This is a genomic window from Nitratireductor sp. J20-h4 (assembly GCF_056780505.1).
The window spans coordinates 3,907,625-3,931,380 of sequence record NZ_CM165557.1 but is presented as its reverse complement, the minus strand read 5'-3'; the positions used below and the strand labels follow the sequence as shown (position 1 = coordinate 3,931,380).

Below are 23,756 nucleotides of genomic sequence, written 5' to 3'. Positions count from 1 at the left end.
CCGCCGTCAGTTGACCGGGCCGGCCAGCTGGCCGACCAGGCGTTTGACCGTTTCGGCATCGGCTTCCACGGCGTTGACCGCGTCGCCCGTCTTCACCAGATCCTGGCCGGCGACGATGATGCGCGCGTCGTCGGGTATGCCGCCCAGCACGAGACCCTGGGGGGTGTCGTCGATCAGGTCGATGGGTACGAAATCGACGAGGTCCTGCGGCGTCACGATGCGCACGCCGAGATCGCCGGTTTCCGACAATGTGACGACGGAGCGCGGCAGGAAGACCGACTGCACCATGTCGGCGCGCAGGCTGATCTCGGCGGTCATGCCGGCCGGTATCTCCAGCTGCGGATTGGCGATCGCGATCTCGACGCGAAAGGTGCGCGTCTGCGGCGCGGCCTCGCGGCTGATATAGCGCAGCGTGCCTTCCAGGCTTGTGCCGTCCACCAGCCGCACCGTGGCGGTGTTGCCGATCTCCAGTTCGGCGAGGTCATGCTCGCTGACCTGGCCGACGGCCAGGATCGGATCGAGGCTGAGCACGGTCGCGATCTCCGCGCCCTGCAGGATGGCGCTGCCCTTTTCGACGGCGACGCGGTCGACAAGGCCGGCGAAGGGGGCACGTACCTCGTTGCGGGCAAGCTCGGCGTCGGCAGCTTCCAGCTGCGAGCGGGCCTGCGCCAGCGCCGTTTGCGCGCCATCGAGGCGAAGCTTCGCCATATTGCCGGATTTGGCCAGGCGCTCGGCGGCTTTGGCTTCAGCCTCGCGCTGGGCAAGCATTGCCTTGGCCATGTCCACGGCGGCGACCTTGCCTTCCGCGTCGAGGCGCATGATCAGATCGCCCTCATCGACAGGGCTGCCCTTTGCGACCGGCAGTTCCGAGACGATGCCACCGACGCGGGCGGCGAGCCTGGTGTGCTTGTTGGCTTCCGTCGTCCCGGAGACGCGAATTGTGCGCGAATGCATGGTGCGCGGCGGCACGACCACGGCGACGGTGCGCAGCGGCGTCTCGATAGCAACCTTCTCGTCCTCGACCGGCGGGGTATCGGATCCGGGGATCGCGCTGCCGACGGAACTGAACTCGCCGGTCAGAATCCAGCCAGCCGTCGCTGCAAGCACGATAACGGCTGCCAGCTTATGGAGTTTGATTCTCGGCATGCGTGGTTCCCGCGCAAACGTTCCGCCATTGACGCGCCGGACGTCGGGGCGCTGGGCTCATGTGGTCTTTGAAGCGGCCGGATTCAATCGGCGATGGGTATCCACCTTCTCCCGGCGGCGGTTGTGTACCGCAATTGTTCCAGCGAAAAAAGACACTTTTGACGATAGGTTCGACCAATTGCGGTGATGACCGGTCAATCGGCCGGACAGGGCGCGCCGGCCTCGGCCCAGCGTTCGATGGCCCTGAACGTGGCTTCGGCCGATCCAGGCGCTGGCTCGCGGCCCGGCCCCGGGGCCCAGCCCCAGCCGACCAGCGGGTCGTCGCGGACATGGGCCGCAATGTCCTCGAGCGTGCGTGCGCCATTGCGCTCGGGATCCTTGATCTGGGCGCAGATCTCGGCCGAGGATTTTTGCCACCACGCCATCTCCGCCGGTGCGAGATGCCATAAAGGCGCGCCGGGCGGTCCATGCAACTTGCTGGAATTGCTTGAGAAATGACACGAGGTACAGCGCAGGGCGGCGTTGCCGAAGCCGGAGCCGTCCTCGCCTCTCGTAATGTTGAAGGCGTGGAGGCGGGTGGCGCCGTAATGCGGACCGGACCAGCGCGGATAGGCATCCTCGACATGGCAATTGGCGCAGCGCGGATGCGACAGGACGGCGACGATCCTGTCCCATTCGGCCAGGCCCTTTTCGCGATCGACGGCGATCGCATCGTCGTCGACGGCCGGCGCATCCTGCGCGTGGACGGGGCTTGCCGCCAGCATTGCTATGACAGCTGCTGTCAGCAATCTCGCCAAAACGGTCATGCGAAATCGACCTCACGGCTGAGCGGCAGCGAGCGAATGCGCTTGCCGGTCAGGGCAAAGACGGCGTTGGCGAGCGCCGGCACGGCGGGCGGCGTGCCGATTTCGCCGACGCCGCCCATCTTGTGGTAGTTCTGCAGGATCGCCACCTCGAAGGCCGGACACTGGTGGATGCGCATGGCGTCGTAGTCGTGGAAATTCGACTGCTCGGCCATGCCGTCGGCGAAGGTGATTTCCTGGCCGATCGCCGAGGACAGGCCGAAGACCGCGCCCGACGTCAATTGCGCCTCGATGATGCCGGGATCGAGCGCGGTGCCGACATCGGCGACGATCCAGACCTTTTCGATGCGGATACCGGCGTCGGTTTCCGCGACCTCGACGACTTCCGCGACCCAGCTGCCGAAGGAAAGCGTAAAGGCGAAGCCTTTGGCGCGGCCGGCGGGAAGGGTTTCGCCCCAGTTGGAGAGCGCGGCCGCCTTCTCGACCACTTTGACGGCGGCTGGATGGTCGGCCATCAGCGTCAGCCGCATCGCGACCGGGTCGAGGCCGCCTGCGGCCGCCAGCTCGTCGAGGAAGGATTCGTGGAAATAGCCGTTGAAGGAATTGCCGACCGAACGCCAGAAACCGACCGGCACGCCGGTGTCGGCCTTGACCGCCGCCACCCGATAATCGGGGATGGTGTAGGGCTGATCGAACGCGCCTTCGGCGATCGTCTTGTCGGGTCCCAAGGGCGAGAGCGAGGGGAAGGTGCGCCGCAAGGTGCTGGCGATCGTCGAGGGCGAGGCGATCCTCATGTCGACCGCTTCTGGCAGGCCGTCGGCTCCGAGGCGGGCGCGGAAACGCCCTATCGCCGCCGGGCGGTAGGTGTCGTGACGGATGTCCTCCTCGCGCGTCCAGATGACCTTGACCGGCCGGCCGTCGGTTTCCCTGGCGAGCAGGGCGGCGAACATGGAATAGTCCATCTCGCCGCGCCTGCCGAAGCCACCGCCCATGAAGGTGGTGTGGACGCGGGTGTCTTCGGTGTCGACGCCGGCCACGTCGGCGCAGAGCTGGCGGGTAAGGGTCGGCATCTGGTTGGGCGACCAGACCTCCAGCAGGCCGTCCTTCAGCCGCGCGGTCGCGTTCATCGGCTCCATGCAGGCGTGGGCCAGGAAGGGCACCTCATATTCGGCCTCCACGACCTTGTCGCGCGGCGCGTCGGCAAACGCGGTGTCGACATCTCCGTCGTCACGCAGCGCATCGCCGCTCCCCGTTTCGAGCGCCCGGCGCAGAAAGGCCGACATTGCGGCGCTGTCTTGCGGATAGTCGGCTTCGCCCCACTCGACCTCGATCGCCTCGGCAGCGCGGAAGGCGGCCCAGGTGTTCTCGGCGATGATGCCGAAGCCGTGGCCGTAGGTGGTGTCGATCGGCACGATCTTGACGACACCGGGCATTTTTTCGGCCCTGGAAAAATCGGCCTTGACGGGCTCGACCCAGAAACGCGGGCTCATCCTGACGGTGGCGTAGAGCATGTCGGGCAGGCTGACATCGACGCCGAAGATCGGCGCGCCGGTCACCTTGGCGTGCATGTCGGTGCGCCGTTGCGCCTTGCCGAGCAGGCGCCATTCGGCCGGCTGCTTGAGGCGTATATCGGAGGGCGGGTCCAGGCGCGAGGCATCGGCAGCAACCTCGCCATAGGTCAGTGTGCGGCCCGATGCCTCGTGGGTGATCGTGGCGTTCGCGGTGGCAAGCGCGCCGATTTCAACGTCCAGCCTGAGGGCGGCGGCGGCAAGCAACATCTGCCGGGCGGCGGCGCCGGCGGCGCGCATCTTGTCGAAACCGTCGCGCACCGACGACGAGCCTCCGGTGCCCTGGAGGCCGAGAAACTTGCCGAAGGCGCCCATGCCGCCGCGCATCAGTTCGGCGACCACGCCTTCCTCGAAAAACGGAAACGGTCCGCCCTCGGCCAGCATCTCGGAATTGTAATAGGCATAGGAGGCCGGGCCGTGCTCGACGGTGACGGCATCGAGATCGACGTCGAGTTCCTCCGCCACCAGGGCGGCGAGCGTCGTGGCCACGCCCTGGCCCATCTCGGCGCGCGGTGCGATCACCGTGATGGCGTTGTCGGCGCCGATCATCACATAGGGATTGAACGTCGCCTCCCCCTCGGCGAGTTCGTCCTCGAGCGGGTTGGGGTAGGGGCGGCGATAGATATAATAGCCGACGGCGACACCGCCGGCGACGGCGGCGGCGCCGATCAGGAAGGTGCGCCGGGCGATCTTTCCGAGAGAGGCCATGGCTCAGGCTCCCGTTCTGGCTTTTTCGGCCGCCGCGCGTTTGATGGCGGCGCGGATGCGCGGATAGGTGCCGCACCGGCACAGATTGCCGGCCATCGCGTTGTCGATGTCTTCGTCGGTGGGTTCTGGAATCTCTTGCAGTAGCGCATGCGCGCTCATGATCTGCCCGGCCTGGCAATAGCCGCATTGCGGTACCTGTTCATCGAGCCAGGCCTGCTGCACGAGGGAAAGTCCGTCCGCTCCCGCCAGGCCCTCGATCGTTACAACATCGCCGTCCACCAAACCGACCGGCAGTGCGCAGGATCGCACCGGCGTGCCGTCGACAAGCACGGTGCAGGCGCCGCAGGCGGCGATGCCGCAGCCGAATTTGGGACCGGTGATGCCGGCAAGGTCGCGCAACGCCCACAGCAGCGGCATGTCCGGGTCGGCGTCGATATCGATCGGGTTTCCGTTGACGGTGAGGCGCATGGGGATACCCTTCGTTGTCATCCAGTGCCTTTCGAGCCTCGCCGAGGCGAGGTTGTCGATGGACATCCTGACACTTTCTGTTATTTTGTCAACCAACTTGAGTGCAGGGGCTTTTGAGCGTTGCCGTGAAGCAGGATATCAAGACCGTCGGGCCGGGCGCCGACGAGGCACGTCGTGAGCGTATCGTCGAGGGGGCGATCAGGGTGTTTCTCGCCTACGGTTTCCAGCGCACCACCATGGACGACATTGCGCGCGCGGCGGAGTTGTCGCGGCCGGCGCTTTATCTCGATTTCAAGAACAAAGCCGATATCTACCGGGCGATCGCGGCGCGCAAATTCGCCGAATCGACAGGCGCGCTGGAGCGGGCGCTGACCGGCGACGGCGATATCGAGGCCAGGCTGATGGACGGGCTGGACAAGAGCCTGTTCTCGATGATGCGGATGCTTTTCGACGCACCGCACGGTGCGGAAATCCTCGATGTCAAGAACAGCCTGGCAGCCGAGGAAATGGCCGCATGGCGCGATCGCTTCCTCGCCATTGTCGCGGCAGCGCTCGCCACCGAGGCGACCGCGCGTTCCGTCGATCTCGGCGCGCGCGGCTTTTCGCCCGACACGCTGGCCGCGCTCGTTCTCGACGGGATCGAGGGCATGAAGGCGCGCGCGGCGGGGCCGGAGGAATGGGAGCCGGCGGCGCGCCGGCTGGTGCGGCTGGTCGGCCTCGCCCTTCAGCCCTGACCGCGCATGGTCGCCGGTTTCGGCCGCCCGGCCAGGAATTCGCGCACCCGCCGGCCGAGCGCGTGTGGGCGCCCATGCGGCCCCTTGTCGAGTTCCTCCTCGATCGGCAGGGTCTGGCGCACGCCGACGGCGTCGAAGTTCTCGTCCAGCCAGTCCTGGGCAGCGGAGCGGCCGAGATCGCGCAGATATTCCAGGAACGCCCATTCGGCATTGACCTTGGAGGCCGCCGTCAGGCCTTTCAGCGCCTCGTCGGCGTCGATGCGGTGCATGCGGATGTCGCGATAGTCGCCATGGCCGAGCTTGCCGGTGGCGATCAGCTTCTTGACGAAAGCGATCGCGCGGAATTCGCTCAACAGCGCGGCATTGAAAGTGATCTCGTCGATCCGGTTCTGGATTTCGGTCGCGGTGACGGGGGTGGTCTCGCGGGTGACCGGATTGATCTGAACAAGAAGCAGGTCTTCGACCCGATTCGTCTCGAAGAAGGGATAAAGGGCCGGATTGCCGCCGTAGCCGCCATCCCAGTAGGGCGTGCCGTCGATGGTCACCGCCTGAAACATCTGCGGCAGGCAGGCCGAGGCCATGACCACGTCGAGCGACAGGTCTGCGGTGGAAAACACTTTCAGCTTGCCGGTATGGACATTGGTGGCGGACACGAAGAGCTGGATCGCGTCGCAGGCGCGCACGCGGTCGAAATCGATTTCGTGTTCGACCACGTCGCGCAGCGGATTGATGTTGAGCGGGTTGGCGGCATAGGGCGACAGGGTGCGCGACATGGCTTCGAACCAGAGATAGCCGGGCGTGTGTTCCACCGACCAATTGCCGAGCGCCACGTCCCAGGGCATGCGCTGGACAGGGCTGAAGCGGCCCTTGCGGGCGACCGAACGCCAAAAGTCGTGCAGCTTGGCGCGCGCGCCGTCGGCACCGTCCCTGACCCAGCCGTCGGCGAGCGCGACGGCGTTCATCGCGCCCGCGCTGGTACCGGAGATCGCGGCGATGTCGAGCCGGCCGTCTTCGAGCAGGCAGTCGAGCACGCCCCAGCTGAAGGCGCCGTGCGAGCCGCCGCCCTGAAGCGCGACATTGACCGTCTTGCGGTTTGCTCCGCCGCCTTTTCCAGCCATCATTGCCACTCTCGTTAGCGCCAGCGCAGCGCCGGGTTCACGCGGCCGTCCAGCCGCCGTCGACCGAAATATGCGTGCCGGTAATCTGGGCCGCGGCGTCGGAAGCAAGGAAGGCGGCGGTCGCGGCGATCTGCTCGACCGTGGCGAATTCCTTGGTCGGCTGCCTGTCGAGCATGACCTCGCGCACGACGGTCTCGCGGTCCATGGCGTGCGCCTTCATCTGGTCGGGAATCTGCGCCTCGACCAGCGGTGTCAGCACATAGCCGGGGCAGATCGCGTTGCAGGTGATCCTGTGCGTGGCGAGTTCGAGCGCCACCGTCTTGGTCAGGCCCATGATCCCGTGCTTGGCCGACACATAGGCCGATTTGAAGGGCGAGGCGACGAGGCCGTGCGCGGAGGCAATATTGACGATACGCCCGGTGCCGGCCCTCTTCATCAGCGGCACGGCCGCGGCGATGGTGTGGAAGGCCGACGACAGGTTGATGGCGATGATCGCGTCCCATTTTTCCGGCGCGAACTCCTCGACCGGGGCGACATGCTGGATGCCGGCATTGTTGACGAGCACGTCGACCGTGCCGAAGCGCTCGGCGGCGGCCGCAACCAGCGCCCGGCAACGGTCGGGTTTCGACATGTCGGCCTGGATGTAAACCACCGCGCCCGGGTGTTTTTGCGACAGTTCGGCGGCGAGCGCGTGATCCTGGCCGTCATCGGTGTAGGAATTCAGCACCACGTTGAAGCCGTCTGCGGCAAACCGTTCGGCGATGGCGAGGCCGATGCCCGACGTGGACCCGGTGACGAGGGCGGTCTTGCGCTGGCTCATGGGTCGAATCTCCTTGCGTGTTCGATTGACTTCGTTGTCTTGCGCGTCATGCTGCGATGCATTAGCAAACTTTGTGCAATGCACAAATGGCAAGCTCCCGGCGGTATTTCCAGTCGCCAGGCATCACGATTTTCGTGATAAGGATGATCGGCCGGCGCGGTTGACATCGCTACGCCGCTTCGCCAACTCGACAATAACGGTAATTCCACACGGGAGCCCGGCCATGACCGGCTATCTTTCCGCCCCGCTGCCGCGCCGCCGATCGGTCGGCGTAACGGTCGGGTCCGTCCTGGTTGGCGGCGAAGCGCCGGTCGTGGTCCAGTCGATGACCAATACCGACACCGCCGACATCGATGCTACCGTCGCGCAGGTGGCCGCGCTGCATCGCGCCGGATCGGAGCTGGTCCGCATCACCGTCGACCGCGACGAAAGTGCCGCGGCGGTCCCGAAAATCCGCGATCGCCTCGCGCGCCTCGGCATCGAAGTGCCCCTGATCGGCGATTTCCATTATATCGGCCACAAGCTGCTCGCCGATCATCCGGGCTGCGCCGAGGCGCTGGCAAAATACCGCATCAATCCCGGCAATGTCGGGTTCAGGGAAAAGCGGGATCGCCAGTTCGCCGATATCGTCGAATTGGCGATCCGGCACGACAAGCCGGTGCGGATCGGCGTCAATTGGGGCTCGCTCGACCAGGAGCTGCTCACCAGGCTGATGGACGAGAACCAGGACGCCGGTTCGCCGCGGACGGCGGCCGAAGTCACGCGCGAGGCGATCGTGCAGTCGGCGCTGTTGTCGGCCGCGCTCGCCGAGGAGATCGGGCTCGGGCGCGACCGGATCATCCTGTCGGCCAAGGTGAGCCAGGTCCAGGATCTCGTCGCCGTCTACGCGGAGCTGGCGCGGCGCTCGGACCACGCGCTGCATCTGGGCCTGACCGAGGCCGGCATGGGCACCAAGGGGGTGGTGGCCTCGTCGGCGGCCATGGGCCTGCTCCTGCAGCAGGGGATCGGCGACACGATCCGCATTTCGCTGACCCCGGAGCCGGGCGGCGACCGCACGCGCGAGGTTCAGGTGGCGCAGGAACTCCTGCAGACGATGGGCTTCAGGCAGTTCGTGCCGGTGGTGGCGGCCTGTCCGGGCTGCGGCCGCACGACGTCGACCGTGTTTCAGGAGCTGGCCCAGAAGATCGAGGGCGATCTGCGTCGCAACATGCCGGTCTGGCGCGCCAAATATCCCGGCGTGGAAGAGCTGAAGGTGGCGGTGATGGGATGTATCGTCAACGGACCGGGCGAATCCAAACATGCCGATATCGGCATCTCGCTGCCGGGCACGGGCGAGATGCCGGCGGCGCCTGTCTTCATCGACGGCCGCAAGGCGGCGACCCTGCGCGGCCCGGCGATCGCGGCCGAATTCGAACAGATGGTCGCCGACTATGTCGAGCGCCGGTTCGGTCGTGCCGGCGCCGACGCGGCCGAATAGGGCGGCGCCGGCCCGGGACGCGGAAAGCGTCCCGCCCCGTCAGGCGGTGCGGGCCATGTCGCCGCCGCGCAGCCAGGTCTCGATCTTGATCGAGAGCTTGTTCGGCGACACCGGCTTGGACAGATAATCGTCCATGCCGGCGTCCATGCACTTGTCGCGGTCGCCCTTCAGCGCATGGGCGGTGATGCCGATGATCGGCGTGTGCTCGCCCGTTCCCGCTTCGGCCTTCCGGATCGTTCTGGTCGCCTCCAGTCCGTTCATCTCCGGCATCGACACGTCCATCAGGACGATCCGGGGACGTAGGGACCGGTGCATCTCGACCGCCATGCGGCCGTTGGAGGCGATGCGGTAGGACAGGTCGAGACCGTCGAGAATCTGCCGGAAAACCAGCTGGTTCACTTCGTTGTCCTCGGCCACCAGCACGTCGAGATCCGGGGATTTGCGCAGCGAAGCCGCCGAAATGCGTCGCTCTGCCGCCCGACGGGGGGCGGTGCGCTGGCCGGGCGGCGGCACAGCCGGTTTTTCTTCAGGCGCCGTCATGGCCGCCCGAGCGGCTTGCAGCATCGTCACGATTGCTTCCAGCAGCGCGGATGAGCGGGCGGGCTTGGGCAATTGCGCGCGGATTCCGCATTCGGCGGCAAGCCGGCCGACATCGGACTGATCGACCGAGGTCAAAAGCAGGATCGGGATCGCGGCGGTGGCGGGATCGGCGGTGATCGTGCGGGCCGTCTCGACGCCGTTCATACCCGGCATCTGGTAGTCGAGCACCACGCAGTCGACCCGGGCGCCGAGTTCCGACGCGCGTTTCAGGAACGCGAGCCCGGTTTCGCCGTTCTCGACGGCCGCGCACTCGAAGCCCCAACTGCGCATCTGTTCGGACAGAATGTCCCGATTGATCGGATTGTCGTCGACGATCAGGATTCGAGCGCCCGATACGTCGAAAGGCACGGGTCTGTCGCCGGTGTCGGTCTCGTCGACCGGCAACCTGACGGTGAACCAGAAGGCCGAGCCCTTGCCGAGCACGCTGTCAGCCGAGATTCGGCCGTCCATCAGCTCGACAAGGCGCGAGGCGATCGCAAGTCCGAGGCCGGTGCCTTCATGCCTGCGCGTGGAGGAAGCGTCGACCTGGGCAAACTTGTCGAAGACACTGGCAAGCTTGGCTTCGGGAATGCCGATGCCGGTGTCCTCCACGTGTACGGTGACGGTAGCGATGCCCTTGTCGACCGTGCCCGAGACGTCGATCAGCACGTGACCCTTTTCGGTGAATTTCACCGCATTGCCAACGAGGTTGGTGATGATCTGCCGGAAACGGCCGACATCGCCGGTGACGGAGGACGGCAGATTCGGATCGACCCGCACGATCAGCTCGAGATCCTTTTCGGCGACGCGGGCCGACACCAGCGTGGCGACATCCTCGATCGCCTCGCCGAGGCGAAAGGGCGCGGGATCGAGCTCGAGCTGGCCTGCGTCGATCTTGGAAAAATCGAGGATGTCGTTGATGATCGTCAGCAGCGCGCTGCCCGACTTCAAGATGACATCGACGAACATCGCCTGGCGCTTGTCGAGTTCCGAGCGTGACAGGAGTTCTGCCATGCCGAGCACGCCGTTCATCGGCGTACGGATCTCGTGGCTCATATTGGCCAGGAACTCGGACTTGGCCCGGTCGGCCGATTCTGCCCGCTCGAGCGCGGCCTCGATCAATTCGTGGGCTTCGCGCAGGTTTTCGTGGCTGGTGGCGACCTTTTGCATCATCGGATCAAGGATACGAAGGCCGACCAGCGCGCTTGCCAGAACGATCGTGAGTCCGACCAGCACCATGAACCACTGCAAGGTGGTGTAGCTGTAGGCCATGTCCTCGCTCAGATCGTCCTGGATAAGCGCCAGATGCGGCTTGATGGTGCGGTTGGCCAATTGCTGCAGCTCGCGGAAGACGCGTTGCGCGCTCGGCGTGGTGTAGTCGGCGAAAATCTCCAGGCGGTTGGCCAGCGTCAGCACCTGACGGATTTCGGTTTTCAACGACATGCCGCTGTCGCTGTCATCCCAGACCTGACGCACGGCCAACGGAGCCCGAAGGCCCGAAATCGCGTCAAAAACGGTGTTGATGTGTTCCAGCGGCGCCTCGGCCGCATCGCCGCCTTCCTCGATGGCGATGCGCCGGCTTTCGAGCATTCGGCGCTCGGCGCCGGACGATGTCTCCAACGTGTCGTAGGCGCGTTCCAACCGCTTGAGGGCCGCCGCCAGTTCGGCATGAACGGCGTTGACGTCGGCCGGTCCGGCCGCTCCGAGCGGCGCTGGCCCGGCGACCGGCGCCATGGGTGCGGTCGTAGCGTTTCGCACTTGCGATTGCAGACTGGCGCTCAAATGTTCCAGTCGCAGCGACTGGTAGATAACGTCGCTGGTGGCTTCGGCCATATAGCCGATGACCGCGCCGAATTTGACGTCGATCTTGGCGTTTTCGAGCTTCCACAAGATGAAGCCGGTCCCGACGGCGACTGCCAGGACGAAACTGATCAGAACCGTATAGAGGCGCCCGCGCATATAGGCGCGCGTAAACTTTGAGGACATCGACACGTCCACCCCGCACTCAGACAGATGGCTCAAATTGAATGCGCTAAATTAAATTCAGCTTAACGCTGTGCCGGAGGGGCGCTGCAACCTCGGGTGGGCGCGCCGTGCCCGGGTCGTTGACCTGGGCCGATAATCCGGCCTGTCCGCCAGCCCTGCGTTTGTCCGCGACCCAGGATCTGCCCGGCGTTATGTCAGGACGTGCGCGTGGCGACGAAGCGCGCGGCCGCCGTCAGCATCCGGGCGTCGGCGCCGAACGGCTCCAGCAGCGTTTCGGCCTGCACGATCAGGCCGTCGAGCTGGCGTCGCGCCCAGGCCGGTCCGTTGAGCCCGACAAGCGTCGCCTTGCCGGCGCCGGCGTCCTTGCCGGCGGCCTTGCCGAGGGTCGCCACGTCGGAGGTCAGGTCGAGCAGGTCGTCGGCGAGCTGGAAGGCGAGACCGACAGCCGCGCCGAATTCGGACAGGCGCTCCCGATCGGCCGCGCTCGCGCCGGCGACGACGGCGCCGGCCTCGCAGGCGTAACGCAGCAGCGCCCCCGTCTTCATGGCCTGCAGCGTGATGACCCCCGTTTCGTCGGGCGGGGCCGCGGCGGCGGCCAGGTCGAGCATCTGTCCGCCGACCATGCCGCCGATGCCGGCGGCGCGCGCCAGGCCCCGTACCAGGGTCAGGCGTGTCGTGTCGGCGAGCTCGAAATCGCCGCCGGTCAGGATATCGAAGGCTGTCGTCAAAAGCGCGTCGCCGGCCAGGATGGCGGTCGCTTCGTCATAGGCGCGGTGCACGGTCGGCTGGCCGCGTCGCAGATCGTCGTCGTCCATCGCCGGCAGGTCGTCATGAATCAATGAATAGCAATGCACGCATTCAAGCGCTGCGGCGACATGGACCGCCGCGTCGGATGCGCCGCCAAACAGCGCCGCGCTCTCCAAGACCAGAAAGGGGCGCAGGCGCTTGCCGCCATTGAGCACGCCGTGCCGGATCGCGGCCATGAGCCGGGGTGGCCGCGCGATCTCGCCGGCGCGCGTGCGATCGTCGAAAAGCCCGCGCAGCACCAATTCGACGGTTTCGGCGCGCATGGCGAGGCTCTGTTCGAACAGGGCGGAAAGCTCGGTCGTCATGAGGGTGCGATGGCGACAATTTCGCGCGCGGTCAAGTCCATCGGCCGCGGCAATCCGCAGGGGCGCCCGCGTTCCATGGATGGTAGCGCCGATTTATGTGCGCTAGACAACGTTGATCCGGCCCGGTGTGCGGGCAAGCGGCCGCTGGCGGAGGAGCGCATGGCACGGCGCAAACGGCGCAAATCGAGATGGACGACATGGCTGCGGCGCATGGTCGCCGCCTGTGTTGTGGTCGCCCTGCTGCCGCTGGCGCTGTCGCTGCTTTATGTCTGGCCGGCAATCCATCCGGTTTCGACGCTGATGGTCCGGGATCTGGTGACGGGCACCGCCTATCAGCGGCGCTGGGTGCCGATCGAGGAAATCGCGCCGGTGCTTATCCACTCGGTGATGATGTCGGAGGACGGACAGTTCTGCTCGCATCGCGGCATCGACTGGGGCGAACTCAACGTGGTCATCGACGACGCCCTGTCGGGAGAGCCGACGCGCGGGGCGTCCACGATCCCCATGCAGACGGTGAAGAACCTGTTTTTGTGGCACGGCCGGTCGTTGCTGAGAAAGGCGATCGAGGCGCCGCTGGCGCTGATTTTCGACGCCATCGTGCCCAAGAAGCGCATCATGGAGATCTATCTCAACATCGTCGAATGGGCGCCGGGCGTCTATGGCGCCGAGGCGGCCGCCCAACATCATTTCAACCGCTCGGCCGCCAAGCTGACGCGCCGCCAATCGGCCTTACTCGCGGTGACGCTACCCAATCCGGCCGAGCGGAACCCGGCCAAACCCGGCAAGGGGCTGGCCCGGCTCGCCTCCATTATCGAAAAGCGCGCGGCGGGCGCCGGCGACTATGTCGGGTGCGTGCGCTAGGCCTGGGCCGGATCGCGGCAGCGGGCACGAAAAAAAGTGAAGGGCTCGACTGGTCAAAGGCCGTGGCAGCGTGTATAGGCACCCAACTTTCCAGATGTCGACCTGTCGAGATACGGTCCTTTCCTGAAGGGCGCGACAGGCATTGATTTGAGTGATGGAGCAGGTCCATGGCTGTACCGAAACGAAAAACTTCGCCGTCGAAGCGCGGCATGCGCCGCGCGGCCGACGCGCTCAAGGCGCCGACCTATGTCGAGGATCGCAATTCCGGTGAATTGCGGCGCCCGCATCATATCGACCTGAAGACCGGCATGTATCGCGGCCGTCAGGTGCTGGAGCCCAAGGAAAGCTGAGGCTTTTCTTTCGCACCGCATATCGAAGACCGGCTCCGGCCGGTCTTTTCGCGTTTATGCGGGTGCAGGGGGGTAACGCGGCGGCACCACCGTCTTGACGTGGCGCGCTTCTTGGTGAAACCAGGAGTTCCTTGCCGCAACGGAGCCGCGCCATGCTGGGCATCGTCCCCCTGCTGATCATTCCCTTCATTCTCTACAATCTCGGCCTTGCCGGCATGTTCGGCGGCGGCGCCGATCCCTGGGCGCAGGAAATATTCTCGCTCGCCATGATGTCGGGCGGGGTCTTCGTCATGAGCCTCGGCGACCTGATGATCGTGATCGGGCTGGTGTTCTTGTTCCTGGAGATCATGAAGTCGACCCGCACCTCGAACGCGTCGGTGGTCGACCATCTGTTGTCCACCTTCGTCTTCGTCGCCTTTCTGGTCGAGTTTCTGCTGGTGCGCGGCGCCGCGCACTCGGTGTTCTTCATCCTGATGGTGATCACGCTGGTCGACCTGATCGCCGGGTTTTCGGTGTCGATCCGTTCAGCCGGCCGCGACGTCAGCTTTCACTAGCGGCACGCCGGCCAATCGGCGTGCGTTTGTCACACACGGCATGCGTCGCTGTGTCAGCGAACACAGAGGACCGGGACGGCCTCGACCATTACCGGGCAATCGCGCCGCTTTGGAGATGCCTCGCGTCATAGGCGAAGACGATTTCCGGATCCGGCCTGGCCGCGTGCTCGTCCCGGTCGGGACATTCGGCCAGAGACATGAGATGACGGATCACATTGAGGCGTGCGCGTTTCTTGTTATCGGCCCGCACCACATACCAGGGCGTGATCTCGTTGTGGGTACGCTCGAACATCTCGTCGCGGGCGGCGCTGTAATCGTCCCAGTGCTTGATCGCGACTTTGTCGATCGGACTGATCTTCCACTGCTTGAGTGGATCGACGCGACGGTCCCTGAGCCGGCGCTTCTGCTCCTTTTTTGAGATATCCAGGTAATATTTGAACAGCTGGACGCCGTCATCCACCAGCATGTGCTCGAAGGGCAGTACGGATTTCAGGAAATCCTGAACCTGGTCGTCGCTGCAATAGCCCATGACGCGCTCGACGCCGGCGCGATTGTACCAGCTGCGGTTCATCAGCACCATTTCCTGGGTTGACGGCAAATGCGGCACGTAGCGCTGGAAGTACCAGGAATGGCGGTCTCGGTCGGACGGCTTGCCGAGCGCAACGACCCGGGTTTCCCGCGGGCTTAGATGCTGGGTGATGCGCTTGATGACGCCGTCCTTGCCTGCTGCATCGCGACCCTCGAACAAGATGAGGATCTGAAGGTCGTTCTTGATCAGATGTCGCTGCAGCTTGACCAGTTCGACCTGAAGCCGTCTCAGGGTCTCCTTGTAGCGGCCGGCGTCGGGATTTTCGTTTTTCCTGGCTTTCTCGCTCATCCGTCAAACCCCTTGCTGTGTCGCTGCGCCGCGTCTCTCAGCCTGACTTGACGACGATGTCGTGCAAGATATCGCCGGCATGCGCCATGTGGTCGGACGCGTTGGAGAGGTGCCGGTAGACCTCGCGACGCTTCAACGCTTCCAAGACGAAGGACAGTCCCTGGACGACCGCGCCGCACGCCACCCGATCCATCGGTTCCAGCAAAAGCCCGAGGTCTTCTCCCGGTTCCTTGCACCGTTCCGCCAGGTCTCGCGCATATTGTTGCGGATCGAACAGTTCGGCGATGGCCCTGCGATAGGCCTTTTCGGCCCGGCGTTCGGCCTTTCGGACGGCGTCGGCGTCGCGTTCCGCCTCGGAGGGGCCCGATTTCAACTTGCCGAATCCCGATTGCAGCGCCGTCGCGCCCTGGTGCAGGAACCGCGCCATCTCGAGCATGCGCGCGTCCGGTTCGACCTCGAGGATCTCCATCTCGCGCACCGTGGTCTTGGCGTAGTTGAGCCCGTCGTCGATGGCCGTGATCGCCCGGTGGATATCCTCGCGGTCGAACGGGGTCGAAAAGGAGCGATGAAGCACGTCGATGTTTCGTGCCTTGAGTTTGTCGCCTTCGTGCTCGAGCCGGCGCACTTCTCTCGCCCTGACCTCGTCCCCGGTTTCCATGAAGGCGACGAGCTCGGCGGTTGCGCGCACGGCGAGAGCTGACTGGTCATCGAGCAGACCGTAAAAATCTGGCATGCGGGGAAATATCGCGTTCAAAAGCCGTGAAAATCGCGATGTCGATGTGGCGGGCTTCGCATTTGCTTCATTTTCCATCATATTTTGCCTCTCCAGGCCATGCGCGGCTCGATTTTTCTAAAAATTTCGCGCGAAAAGCTGGATCAGGACGTAGAATCCGATCGATATGGCGGCTGCCCCCGGCATGGTGATAAGCCAAGTGCCGACGATGTGCTGGGCCGTGCCCCAGCGTACGGATTTCGGCCGTTCGGAGGCGCCGATGCCCATGATGGCGGTGCTGACCACCTGCGTGGTCGATACCGGCCCGCCGATGGCGGAGGCGGCCAGGATCACGCCGCTCGACGCCAGCTGGGCATCGAGCGCATGGATCGGCCGCACCTTGTAGATGCCGAAACCCAGCGTGCGCGCGATCCGCCATCCTCCCGCGAGCGTGCCCAGCGCGATCGCCGTCGCGCTGACCAGGATAACCCACAAAGGCACTTGGAATTCGGCATTGACGCCGCCGAGCACCAGCAGCATGGCGATCATGCCCATGCCTTTTTGCGCGTCGTTGGTGCCGTGGGAAAAGGCCAGCGCGGCCGTGGTCAGCCATTGAATGCCGCGAAGATACCGGTTGGCGCCAGGGCGTGCGCCGCGCAAGGCGAAACTCATGATCCGATGGGTCACCCAGCCAAGGAGGAAGCCGAGGACCGGCGAGGCGAGGAGGGCGCCCAAAACCTTGGTGACACCGGTGAGTTGCCCGCGCGCCATGGCGGAAAACCCCCAGACGACGTAGCCCGGCCCGGCCGCGACAACGACGGCGCCGACGAGACCGCCCACGAGTGCCTGCGACGACGATGCCGGCAGGCCGAACCACCAGGTGACCAGGTTCCACGCGACGGCGCCTGCAAGCCCCGCAAGCACGACCGTCAGCGAGGCGGCGGTCTCCAGGTCGGTCACGTCGACGAAATTGCCGATGGTGTTGGCGACGGCCGTGCCGCCGAGGAGGGGGCCGAGAAAGGTGAACGCGGAGACGAGTATCGCCGCCTGGATCGGCGTTGTGGCCCGCGACGCCACGATTGTCGCCAGCATGTTCGCGGCATCCTGCAAGCCGTTCGTATAGTCGTACACGAGCACGATAAGCACGCCGACGATCATCAGGGCCACGACCGCGCTCATCGATCGGCGAGCGGTTTCGCGCGAGCCAGGAATGCTGTGCCTCGACCGGCCATCTTCACGCCCTCATCCGTCATGCCAGAACGGTTCGGTGCGCAGGAAGCCCGTCATGGTTTCGACCAGGCGTTCCTTGGCCGCGATCGCGGCATGGCGATGCCAGCCGACCGTCAGGCCGCCTGCGTGAACCCAGGCCGGAGGCGTTTGACCGCCGCCGGAGAGAGCCAGTTCGCGCAGGAGCGTGTCCGCAGCCGCGACATCGTTCAGATACCCGAGCCCGTCCTGGAGGCCGGCAAGATGCCTGCGATAGGCCTTCACCTGCTTTTTCGAATAGAGACTCTCGAAAAAGTCCACCGCATAGCGCAGCTTCTTGACCGCGAGGCGCAGTTCGTGAAGCGCGGCGCCGGATAGGTTCGCGATATCCCGCCCCCGCCTTCGCACGCTCCGGTCCCGCTTCTGCAGCAGTTGCACGCAATGGGCGCCGATCGGATCGAGAAGGCGGGTCGTGCGTTCCGTAACCGGCTGGTCGCGCCAGGCCTGGCCGGAGAGCCAGGCGCTGAGGTGCAGCAGGAACTCGGTGTACCTCTCCGTTCCGATGGCATCGCGCGCGCGCCGGCGGCTGCGCCGCCTTGCCTGCTCGACGGCCGCCGTCAGGGCGTGGAAACCACACTCCTCGCCGTAAAGCCGCGCCACGGGCGCCAGGAATTCATCGCTGAAGACATCCCATGCACGCGCCTCTGACAGTTCGCCCGTCAGCCACTTCGCTTCGCGGGCGCCCCAGCCGTACTGATCCTCCGGAAGGGTAGATTTAAAAAGCCTCAGCGCGGCGCGCAGCCGCCTCAGCGCAACACGCATCTGGTGTACGCCCTCGGTGTCGTCGGTGGCCAGAGTGGCGGCTTCGTTGGCCTGCAGATGATCGAGGCAGTTCTGAACCAGCTCGGTCAGGACCTGCTCGACGGTCGCATCCTTGGCGAGTTTGACCTTGACATATTTGCGCGGTCGAGGCCCGTCCCCGGTCAAAAGCGCGTAGCCGCGCGAGGCTTTGCTCGGCGCCGCAAGCCGAAAGGGGATCGTCTTGCCGATTTCGGAGGCGAGTTCGAATATCCGTTCGGGGGCGCCGGTTTCGAGCTCCAACTCGAATTCGCCGATCGGTTCGGAGGCGTCGCCTGCCAGGATGTCGCCGACGTCGATATCGATCGAGGCCGTGCTGCCGTCTTCGAATTTGAGGGTTCGCGAGCGGCGCAGAACGTCCGTGCGAAAGACGGGCTGCAAATGCTCGATTCCGACGCGCTTTATCCGGCGCCGAAGGGCCTTGTTCTCGATAACCGAAATAGCGGGGGCCTGGCTCGGGACCGGGCCCTCCCACTCCGTCCGCACCAGAATGCCACCCAGTTTCTTGTGCGCCTGCTTGACGCACTGCACATAGGCGCGCCCGACCTTACGCACCCGCAGCGACAGACCCAGCCGACGCAGCGCATAATTTGGCGTGTCGAAATAGACGGTCACGAGCTTTCTCGTTTTCGTCCGCCCGACCGTGCGTCGCTCGATTGCCGGAAGGGTCTCGACCCGGTCGAGATACTCGGATCGGATCGCCCCTTTCAATTCGATCTCGCGATTCACCGACATGGAGCGCTCGCCATCGTCAACTTGGTCGGGTCTCTGCGCCCCCGTCACGCGGCAGCGACGAGAAACGGCGGGCGTCGTCTTCAAGGCGGGATCGGGCCTGCGCGCGGTCTATCAGCGCGAGGGTTTTTCGAAGCTCGACCGCTTCCAGGCAATGGCCTTGTCCGCGTCTTTCGAGCCTTTCCAGCTTCTCCATGAAGATCGGCGCGTAGATCGTGATGATTTGGCGATTTGTGCGTTCATCCTGGAGTGTTTGCATCTGGCAGCCTCCGTGTCTTGCTCCGGTTTGTCGGTTTGCACGGCGGATCTTCGGCAGCGGCCTCGCCATTCGCGGCCGCCCGAAATCGTCCCGCCTCGGTTAAGGAGACGGCCTCGCGGACATTTTGTTACAGTTTAGCGTCCGGCGCGGATTTGCCCGGAGGCGCGCCACTATCGAGCGAAGGCGGGGACCATGGCACGAGACCGCTGAACCCTACCGTCGCTGGCCCGTCGTCGAGGCGGTCGCCACGCTCGCTGCGCCGGCTTTCGAGTGGTCGGCGACCAGATTTCTCAGCCGCCATCCGCGACGAGGCCGGCGCCCTCGATGCCGGCGACCGCGGCGGCTTCGTCATTGTCGGACGTGTCGCCCGAAACGCCCACCGCGCCGACGAGACGGCCGGCCGCGTCGCGCATGAGGACGCCGCCGGGCACCGGGACGAGGCGCCCGCCGGCGACATCGGATACCGCGGCCATGAAATGCGGACGCGCGCGCGCCATGGCGTCGATGCCGCGCGATCCCATGCCGAGCGCAAGCGCGCCATAGGCTTTGCCGAACGCGATCTGGAAGCGCATCAGCGAGGACAGGTCCTGGCGCTGGAAGGCGACGAGATGCCCGCCGGCATCGAGCACGGTTACGGCGAGCGGTTTCAGGCCGATCTCCGCTCCCTTGGCAAAGGCGGTTTCGATGATGGTGTTGGCGGTTTCGAGTTTCAGGTCGCTCAAGGGTCTCTCCCGTTTCCATGTGGTGACAGCTGTATTGGACCCGCTGCCGGTTCTGTACGGCGCGTTCTGTCGAAATAGTTTCACCAATCGGGAGGGTGTCGTGTCAGGTGCGCGTTTTTCGGCGGGAATTCGTCTGGTTGGTGCGCTCGTCCGCGGTCGTTGAAGACGGCACTGCCACCGAAGCTGGGCGCCTGCCACCGTGAAACCGCACATGGCGGACCTCGAACCGTGGATTTCGTGATCGCCGTTGAACCGATCGGGTGGTTCAGCCCTTGTCCATCGCATCGATCTTGCGCTGCATGGCGGCGATCTGCTCCTTCAGGTCGCGCAGATCGTCGGGCGCATCCCCGGACGCGGCCGGCGCCTGTTCGGGTTTATCGGCCGTGTCCGGGGATGCGGTCGCGGGAAAAGGCGTGAACATGCGCATCGCGTTCTGGAAAATTTCCATGTTGCGGCGGGTCTGTTCCTCGATCGCCTTCATCGGCGTCGACATGCCCATCATGTCCATGGGAGCCTGGCCGATGGCATCCTTCATCTGTTCGCGGAACCGCTCCTGCTCCTTGGCGAAGGCGAACATCGACTGCTCCAGAAAACTGGGCACGATCATCTGCATCTGGTCGCCGTAAAACGAGATCAATTGCCGCAGAAAGGAAACGGGCAGCATGTTCTGCCCGTCCTTGTTTTCCAGTTCGAAAATGATCTGCGTCAGCACGGGATGGGTGATGTCTTCGCCGGACTTGGCGTCCTGTACGGTGAAGTCCTCGCCGCGCTTGACCATTTCGGCCAGGTCCTCAAGCGTCACATAGGTGGATGTGCCGGTATTGTAGAGGCGGCGGTTGGCGTATTTCTTGATGATCACCGGATCGTCCTTGCCAGGCACGCGAACCTCCCAGATTGCCGAAACGATACTTCGTCCGCGGTTGCGACATGTCGCATATTTCACGATATGCGCAAAGCCGCATCAATGAAAAGCGATTTGTGCGCTGCAGGAAACAGCGCCCGGCCGCTCCGGGCTTGCGGGGCGGCGAGGCGCTCTGCCGCGCATTTCGAATTTGACTCGCGCCATGCTACGGGCAACAAAGTTGCCAGATGCCCGCACACAGGGAGACCAGGATGTCCGCTTCGCCCTCCATCGTCATCGCCAGCGCCGCGCGCACCGCGGTTGGTTCCTTCAACGGCGCGTTCGCCACCACGCCCGCGCACGATCTCGGCGCGGTCGTGCTCAAGGAAGTGCTGGCGCGGGCCGGTGTCGAGCCGGCCGAGGTCGACGAGGTGATCCTGGGGCAGGTGCTTACGGCCGGACAGGGCCAGAACCCGGCGCGCCAGGCCTCGATGGCGGCCGGCATGCCCAAGGAAACCAGCGCCTGGGGGCTGAACCAGGTCTGTGGATCGGGCCTGCGGGCGATCGCGGTCGGCATGCAGCAGATCGCCAGCGGCGATGCCCGGATCATCGTGGCGGGCGGCCAGGAATCGATGTCGCTGTCGCCGCATTGCCAGCATCTGCGCGCCGGCGTGAAGATGGGCGACTACGCCATGATCGACACCATGATCCGGGACGGGTTGTGGGATGCGTTCAACGGCTATCACATGGGCGTGACGGCGGAGAACGTGGCGCGCCAGTTCCAGATTTCCCGCGACGACCAGGACCAGTTCGCGCTCGCCTCGCAAAACAAGGCGGAAGCCGCCCAGAAGGCCGGCAGGTTCAAGGACGAGATCGTGGCCGTGACGATCAAGACGCGCAAGGGCGACATCGTGGTCGACGCCGACGAATATATCCGCCACGGCGCCACCATCGAGGCCATGCAGAAGCTGCGGCCGGCCTTCGACAAAGAGGGGTCCGTGACGGCGGCGAACGCGTCGGGGATCAATGACGGCGCGGCCGCGGCGCTGCTGATGAGCGAGGACGAGGCGGCCCGTCGCGGCGTCAAGCCTTTGGCGCGCATCGTGTCGTGGGCGACCGCCGGCGTCGATCCCAAGGTGATGGGGACGGGGCCGATCCCGGCCTCGCGCAAGGCGCTGGAACGGGCCGGCTGGAAAGCGGGGGATCTCGATCTGGTCGAGGCCAACGAGGCCTTCGCCGCGCAGGCCTGCGCGGTCAACAAGGATATGGGCTGGAACCCGGAGATCGTGAACGTCAATGGCGGCGCGATCGCGATCGGCCATCCGATCGGCGCCTCCGGCGCGCGCATCTTCAATACGCTGGTGCACGAGATGCAGCGGCGCGGTGCGAAGAAGGGCCTTGCCACCTTGTGCATCGGCGGCGGCATGGGGGTCGCCATGTGCGTGGAAGCGATGAACTGAGCAAACCAAGAAAGCAGGGAGGGCGCGCGGGACCGGCGGGACAAGAGCGAAGCGGCTTCCACCCGCACTTCGCCAGCCGCCGCAGGCCGCAAGCCTCTCCGCAGACAGGGAGGAAGACCACATGGCCAGAACGGCGATCGTCACCGGAGGAACGCGCGGCATCGGGGCGGCAATCGCCGTCGCGCTCAAGGATGCCGGCTGCAAGGTTGCGGCCAACTATGCCGGCAATGACGAGGCGGCACAGAACTTCAACGCCGAGACCGGCATTCCGGTCTACAAATGGTCGGTGGCCGATTACGACGCCTGCGCCGGCGGCATCGCTCAGGTCGAGGCCGATCTCGGCCCGGTCGACATCCTGGTCAACAATGCCGGCATCACCCGCGATGCGCCGTTCCACAAGATGACCAGGGAGCAGTGGGCCGATGTCATCAACACCAATCTCAACGGTGTTTTCAACATGACCCACCCGGTCTGGAACGGTATGCGCGAGCGCAAGTTCGGCCGCGTCATCACCATCTCCTCCATAAACGGCCAGAAGGGCCAGTTCGCCCAGGCCAACTATTCCGCATCCAAGGCCGGCGATCTCGGCTTCACCAAGGCGCTGGCCCAGGAAGGCGCGCGCAACGGCATTACCGTCAACGCGATCTGCCCCGGCTATATCGGGACCGACATGGTCATGGCCGTCCCGGAGAAGGTGCGCGAGGCGATCATCGCCCAGATTCCGGTCGGACGCCTCGGCGAGGCGGACGAGATCGCGCGCTGCGTTGTCTTTCTCGCCTCCGACGATGCCGGTTTCATCACCGGCTCGACGATCACGGCCAATGGCGGACAGTATTTTAGCTGAAGAATGAACGGCGCTGCCGCGGCGTCTTCACAAGAGCCGCTTGATGGCCTTGCGCGTGCGCCGGTCGAAGGCGGCCTGACTGGCGCGGTGGGCCTTTTTGTGTCGCGCGATCAGGGCCTGAGCCGTTTGCCGCAACCTCCAGCAGTTCTCGGCCGGCTTGAGACCAGCGATCTGGCGCGCCATGCGTCTTGCATGACGCTTGGCGATGCGCACATGCTGCATTTCATGCGCTGTGATCGCGCGCTCGAAACGGGCGGCAAGCCGCCTGACGGCGCGCGGCGTGTCCCCGGCTCCGTTCCAGCGCGGCAGGCGCAACACGATCCGCAGGCCGACCGTGGCCTTGTCGACCCGGCAGCCCCTGGCGTGCGGCGTGAATGTATAGCGCGGGTCAAAATCGATGAAGCCGATGCCATAGGCCGAGCCGGCGCGGGGCGCATTGCGCCGCACCGATGCAACCAGTTCGGCGCGGGATTGGCCGCTGATGGCGTAATAACGCCGGGTGATCCGGGTTTCGTCGCCCGCCCAGCCCGCGCTCGGCGCGATGGCGCCGAGCAGCAAAGCCGCCGCAAACAGCCATCGCGGCGCTGTCCCGGCTACTGCCGTTTCAAGATGATGCCCGCGCATGTCCGGCTCCACCCCGGGTCCGTCCCGCAGCCGTTTGGCCGATAGGCCGCATCCTGCACCGGCCGCGTCCCGAGGCCAAGTCTGATGGCACCGATATACGCAACACCGGCAGGGCGGCTGAATCACGATCTGGTGTCCGGCGGTCGGGTCGACACCATATGGGGGCAGGGAACAAAACCTGAATCAGCATGTGTGAGCGATTCGTAGCCGATTCGTTCCAGTCTCGTTCCAATTGCGGCGGACACCGTGTCGAGTGCGCCGACGATTGTGTTCGGAGACGAAAGCACCTATGTCTTCGTAGCGAAATCCGCCCTCACTTCGCCCACCGTGCATGGCG

The 23,756-nt window shown here is 65.2% G+C and carries 23 protein-coding genes; 7 read left to right on the top strand and 16 right to left on the bottom strand.

From position 1 onward, the window contains the following. Window positions 1–6 precede the first annotated feature (6 nt). From ACT2B0_RS18930 to ACT2B0_RS18915, 4 genes are all read right to left on the bottom strand, one after another. Complete coding sequence (locus ACT2B0_RS18930; RefSeq protein WP_473459859.1) at window positions 7–1,146, bottom strand: efflux RND transporter periplasmic adaptor subunit; 1,140 nt, start codon at window positions 1,144–1,146, stop codon at window positions 7–9. A 194-nt stretch (window positions 1,147–1,340) separates the two neighbouring features. Further along, complete coding sequence (locus ACT2B0_RS18925; RefSeq protein ID WP_481658424.1) at window positions 1,341–1,934, bottom strand: hypothetical protein; 594 nt, start codon at window positions 1,932–1,934, stop codon at window positions 1,341–1,343. Window positions 1,935–1,948: 14 nt separating this feature from the next. Then, on the bottom strand, window positions 1,949–4,225 hold the full coding sequence (locus tag ACT2B0_RS18920) for a xanthine dehydrogenase family protein molybdopterin-binding subunit (RefSeq protein WP_473459857.1): 2,277 nt from the start codon (window positions 4,223–4,225) through the stop codon (window positions 1,949–1,951). A 3-nt stretch (window positions 4,226–4,228) separates the two neighbouring features. Beyond that, the gene (locus tag ACT2B0_RS18915) at window positions 4,229–4,693 is read right to left on the bottom strand and encodes a (2Fe-2S)-binding protein (protein WP_473466104.1); all 465 of its coding nucleotides are present in this window, start codon (window positions 4,691–4,693) and stop codon (window positions 4,229–4,231) included. 125 nt (window positions 4,694–4,818) lie between these two features. On the opposite strand from ACT2B0_RS18915, the gene ACT2B0_RS18910 reads away from it, so the two are divergent. Further along, complete coding sequence (locus ACT2B0_RS18910) at window positions 4,819–5,427, top strand: TetR/AcrR family transcriptional regulator (protein ID WP_473459856.1); 609 nt, start codon at window positions 4,819–4,821, stop codon at window positions 5,425–5,427. Here ACT2B0_RS18910 and ACT2B0_RS18905 read toward each other — a convergent pair. Both ACT2B0_RS18905 and ACT2B0_RS18900 read right to left on the bottom strand, forming a co-directional pair. Continuing rightward, window positions 5,418–6,545, bottom strand: coding sequence for a patatin-like phospholipase family protein (locus ACT2B0_RS18905; RefSeq protein WP_473466101.1), 1,128 nt, complete (start codon window positions 6,543–6,545; stop codon window positions 5,418–5,420). The two genes, ACT2B0_RS18910 and ACT2B0_RS18905, sit on opposite strands and share 10 nt — an antisense overlap. 37 nt (window positions 6,546–6,582) lie before the next feature. Beyond that, window positions 6,583–7,365, bottom strand: coding sequence for a 3-hydroxybutyrate dehydrogenase (locus tag ACT2B0_RS18900; RefSeq protein WP_473459855.1), 783 nt, complete (start codon window positions 7,363–7,365; stop codon window positions 6,583–6,585). 223 nt (window positions 7,366–7,588) lie between these two features. On the opposite strand from ACT2B0_RS18900, the gene ispG reads away from it, so the two are divergent. Continuing rightward, window positions 7,589–8,842 carry a flavodoxin-dependent (E)-4-hydroxy-3-methylbut-2-enyl-diphosphate synthase gene (gene ispG / locus ACT2B0_RS18895; protein WP_348419378.1) on the top strand — a complete coding sequence of 418 codons (1,254 nt, stop codon included), beginning with the start codon at window positions 7,589–7,591 and terminating at the stop codon, window positions 8,840–8,842. A 39-nt stretch (window positions 8,843–8,881) separates the two neighbouring features. Here the strand turns inward: ispG and ACT2B0_RS18890 are convergent, their stop codons facing one another. Together ACT2B0_RS18890 and ACT2B0_RS18885 are read right to left on the bottom strand one after the other, a co-directional pair. Further along, window positions 8,882–11,407, bottom strand: coding sequence for a response regulator (locus ACT2B0_RS18890; protein WP_481658423.1), 2,526 nt, complete (start codon window positions 11,405–11,407; stop codon window positions 8,882–8,884). A 194-nt stretch (window positions 11,408–11,601) separates the two neighbouring features. Next, window positions 11,602–12,519, bottom strand: coding sequence for a polyprenyl synthetase family protein (locus ACT2B0_RS18885; RefSeq protein WP_481658422.1), 918 nt, complete (start codon window positions 12,517–12,519; stop codon window positions 11,602–11,604). Window positions 12,520–12,678: 159 nt separating this feature from the next. Here ACT2B0_RS18885 and mtgA point away from each other — a divergent pair, with 159 nt between their 5' ends. The 3 genes from mtgA (at window position 12,679) to ACT2B0_RS18870 (ending at window position 14,284) form a co-directional block, all read left to right on the top strand. Beyond that, the gene (gene mtgA / locus ACT2B0_RS18880) at window positions 12,679–13,380 is read left to right on the top strand and encodes a monofunctional biosynthetic peptidoglycan transglycosylase (RefSeq protein WP_473459853.1); all 702 of its coding nucleotides are present in this window, start codon (window positions 12,679–12,681) and stop codon (window positions 13,378–13,380) included. A 167-nt stretch (window positions 13,381–13,547) separates the two neighbouring features. Beyond that, a complete protein-coding gene (rpmF, locus tag ACT2B0_RS18875; protein ID WP_106570231.1) occupies window positions 13,548–13,730 on the top strand; it encodes a 50S ribosomal protein L32 in 183 nt (60 codons plus the stop codon). A 152-nt stretch (window positions 13,731–13,882) separates the two neighbouring features. Next, entirely contained in the window at window positions 13,883–14,284 is a 402-nt protein-coding gene (locus ACT2B0_RS18870; protein WP_348419382.1) for a hypothetical protein, read from the top strand. An 88-nt stretch (window positions 14,285–14,372) separates the two neighbouring features. Here ACT2B0_RS18870 and ppk2 read toward each other — a convergent pair whose 3' ends face one another. The 7 genes from ppk2 to phaR all read right to left on the bottom strand — a co-directional run bounded on the left by ppk2 (window position 14,373) and on the right by phaR (window position 20,530). Beyond that, window positions 14,373–15,161, bottom strand: coding sequence for a polyphosphate kinase 2 (gene ppk2 / locus ACT2B0_RS18865; RefSeq protein WP_348419383.1), 789 nt, complete (start codon window positions 15,159–15,161; stop codon window positions 14,373–14,375). A 37-nt stretch (window positions 15,162–15,198) separates the two neighbouring features. Continuing rightward, window positions 15,199–15,894, bottom strand: a complete 696-nt coding sequence (locus tag ACT2B0_RS18860) for a DUF47 domain-containing protein (protein WP_473459852.1) — start codon at window positions 15,892–15,894, stop codon at window positions 15,199–15,201. A 117-nt stretch (window positions 15,895–16,011) separates the two neighbouring features. Next, window positions 16,012–17,052 (bottom strand): inorganic phosphate transporter, encoded by a 1,041-nt coding sequence (locus ACT2B0_RS18855; protein ID WP_348419385.1) that lies wholly within the window; start codon window positions 17,050–17,052, stop codon window positions 16,012–16,014. Window positions 17,053–17,115: 63 nt separating this feature from the next. Further along, the gene (locus ACT2B0_RS18850) at window positions 17,116–18,756 is read right to left on the bottom strand and encodes a CYTH and CHAD domain-containing protein (RefSeq protein ID WP_473459851.1); all 1,641 of its coding nucleotides are present in this window, start codon (window positions 18,754–18,756) and stop codon (window positions 17,116–17,118) included. Next, complete coding sequence (locus tag ACT2B0_RS18845) at window positions 18,689–18,928, bottom strand: hypothetical protein (protein WP_348419387.1); 240 nt, start codon at window positions 18,926–18,928, stop codon at window positions 18,689–18,691. The genes ACT2B0_RS18850 and ACT2B0_RS18845 overlap by 68 nt, the downstream gene beginning before the upstream one ends. Window positions 18,929–19,218: 290 nt before the next feature. Beyond that, complete coding sequence (locus ACT2B0_RS18840) at window positions 19,219–19,650, bottom strand: GlcG/HbpS family heme-binding protein (RefSeq protein ID WP_348419388.1); 432 nt, start codon at window positions 19,648–19,650, stop codon at window positions 19,219–19,221. 265 nt (window positions 19,651–19,915) lie between these two features. After that, window positions 19,916–20,530, bottom strand: a complete 615-nt coding sequence (phaR, locus tag ACT2B0_RS18835) for a polyhydroxyalkanoate synthesis repressor PhaR (RefSeq protein ID WP_348419389.1) — start codon at window positions 20,528–20,530, stop codon at window positions 19,916–19,918. 233 nt (window positions 20,531–20,763) lie between these two features. Here phaR and ACT2B0_RS18830 point away from each other — a divergent pair, with 233 nt between their 5' ends. Both ACT2B0_RS18830 and phbB read left to right on the top strand, forming a co-directional pair. After that, window positions 20,764–21,951, top strand: coding sequence for an acetyl-CoA C-acetyltransferase (locus tag ACT2B0_RS18830; RefSeq protein ID WP_473459850.1), 1,188 nt, complete (start codon window positions 20,764–20,766; stop codon window positions 21,949–21,951). Window positions 21,952–22,072: 121 nt separating this feature from the next. Next, the gene (gene phbB / locus ACT2B0_RS18825; protein WP_348419391.1) at window positions 22,073–22,795 is read left to right on the top strand and encodes an acetoacetyl-CoA reductase; all 723 of its coding nucleotides are present in this window, start codon (window positions 22,073–22,075) and stop codon (window positions 22,793–22,795) included. Between the two features lie 27 nt (window positions 22,796–22,822). Here the strand turns inward: phbB and ACT2B0_RS18820 are convergent, their stop codons facing one another. Beyond that, window positions 22,823–23,419 carry a DUF922 domain-containing protein gene (locus ACT2B0_RS18820; protein WP_473459849.1) on the bottom strand — a complete coding sequence of 199 codons (597 nt, stop codon included), beginning with the start codon at window positions 23,417–23,419 and terminating at the stop codon, window positions 22,823–22,825. Between the last annotated feature and the right edge of the window lie 337 nt (window positions 23,420–23,756).

What these genes read in the sequence shown, in the direction of transcription:
- ACT2B0_RS18915 (WP_473466104.1), bottom strand. Translation starts at nt 4,693, where the DNA reads ATGCGCCTCACCGTCAACGGAAACCCGATCGATATCGACGCCGACCCG.
- rpmF (WP_106570231.1), top strand. Translation starts at nt 13,548, where the DNA reads ATGGCTGTACCGAAACGAAAAACTTCGCCGTCGAAGCGCGGCATGCGC.
- ACT2B0_RS18900 (WP_473459855.1), bottom strand. Translation starts at nt 7,365, where the DNA reads ATGAGCCAGCGCAAGACCGCCCTCGTCACCGGGTCCACGTCGGGCATC.
- ACT2B0_RS18860 (WP_473459852.1), bottom strand. Translation starts at nt 15,894, where the DNA reads ATGCCAGATTTTTACGGTCTGCTCGATGACCAGTCAGCTCTCGCCGTG.
- ACT2B0_RS18820 (WP_473459849.1), bottom strand. Translation starts at nt 23,419, where the DNA reads ATGCGCGGGCATCATCTTGAAACGGCAGTAGCCGGGACAGCGCCGCGA.
- ACT2B0_RS18920 (WP_473459857.1), bottom strand. Translation starts at nt 4,225, where the DNA reads ATGGCCTCTCTCGGAAAGATCGCCCGGCGCACCTTCCTGATCGGCGCC.
- ACT2B0_RS18855 (WP_348419385.1), bottom strand. Translation starts at nt 17,052, where the DNA reads ATGAGCGCGGTCGTGGCCCTGATGATCGTCGGCGTGCTTATCGTGCTC.
- ACT2B0_RS18885 (WP_481658422.1), bottom strand. Translation starts at nt 12,519, where the DNA reads ATGACGACCGAGCTTTCCGCCCTGTTCGAACAGAGCCTCGCCATGCGC.
- ACT2B0_RS18845 (WP_348419387.1), bottom strand. Translation starts at nt 18,928, where the DNA reads ATGCAAACACTCCAGGATGAACGCACAAATCGCCAAATCATCACGATC.
- ACT2B0_RS18905 (WP_473466101.1), bottom strand. Translation starts at nt 6,545, where the DNA reads ATGGCTGGAAAAGGCGGCGGAGCAAACCGCAAGACGGTCAATGTCGCG.
- ACT2B0_RS18830 (WP_473459850.1), top strand. Translation starts at nt 20,764, where the DNA reads ATGTCCGCTTCGCCCTCCATCGTCATCGCCAGCGCCGCGCGCACCGCG.
- mtgA (WP_473459853.1), top strand. Translation starts at nt 12,679, where the DNA reads ATGGCACGGCGCAAACGGCGCAAATCGAGATGGACGACATGGCTGCGG.
- ppk2 (WP_348419383.1), bottom strand. Translation starts at nt 15,161, where the DNA reads ATGAGCGAGAAAGCCAGGAAAAACGAAAATCCCGACGCCGGCCGCTAC.
- ACT2B0_RS18930 (WP_473459859.1), bottom strand. Translation starts at nt 1,146, where the DNA reads ATGCCGAGAATCAAACTCCATAAGCTGGCAGCCGTTATCGTGCTTGCA.
- ACT2B0_RS18870 (WP_348419382.1), top strand. Translation starts at nt 13,883, where the DNA reads ATGCTGGGCATCGTCCCCCTGCTGATCATTCCCTTCATTCTCTACAAT.
- ispG (WP_348419378.1), top strand. Translation starts at nt 7,589, where the DNA reads ATGACCGGCTATCTTTCCGCCCCGCTGCCGCGCCGCCGATCGGTCGGC.
- ACT2B0_RS18890 (WP_481658423.1), bottom strand. Translation starts at nt 11,407, where the DNA reads ATGTCCTCAAAGTTTACGCGCGCCTATATGCGCGGGCGCCTCTATACG.
- phbB (WP_348419391.1), top strand. Translation starts at nt 22,073, where the DNA reads ATGGCCAGAACGGCGATCGTCACCGGAGGAACGCGCGGCATCGGGGCG.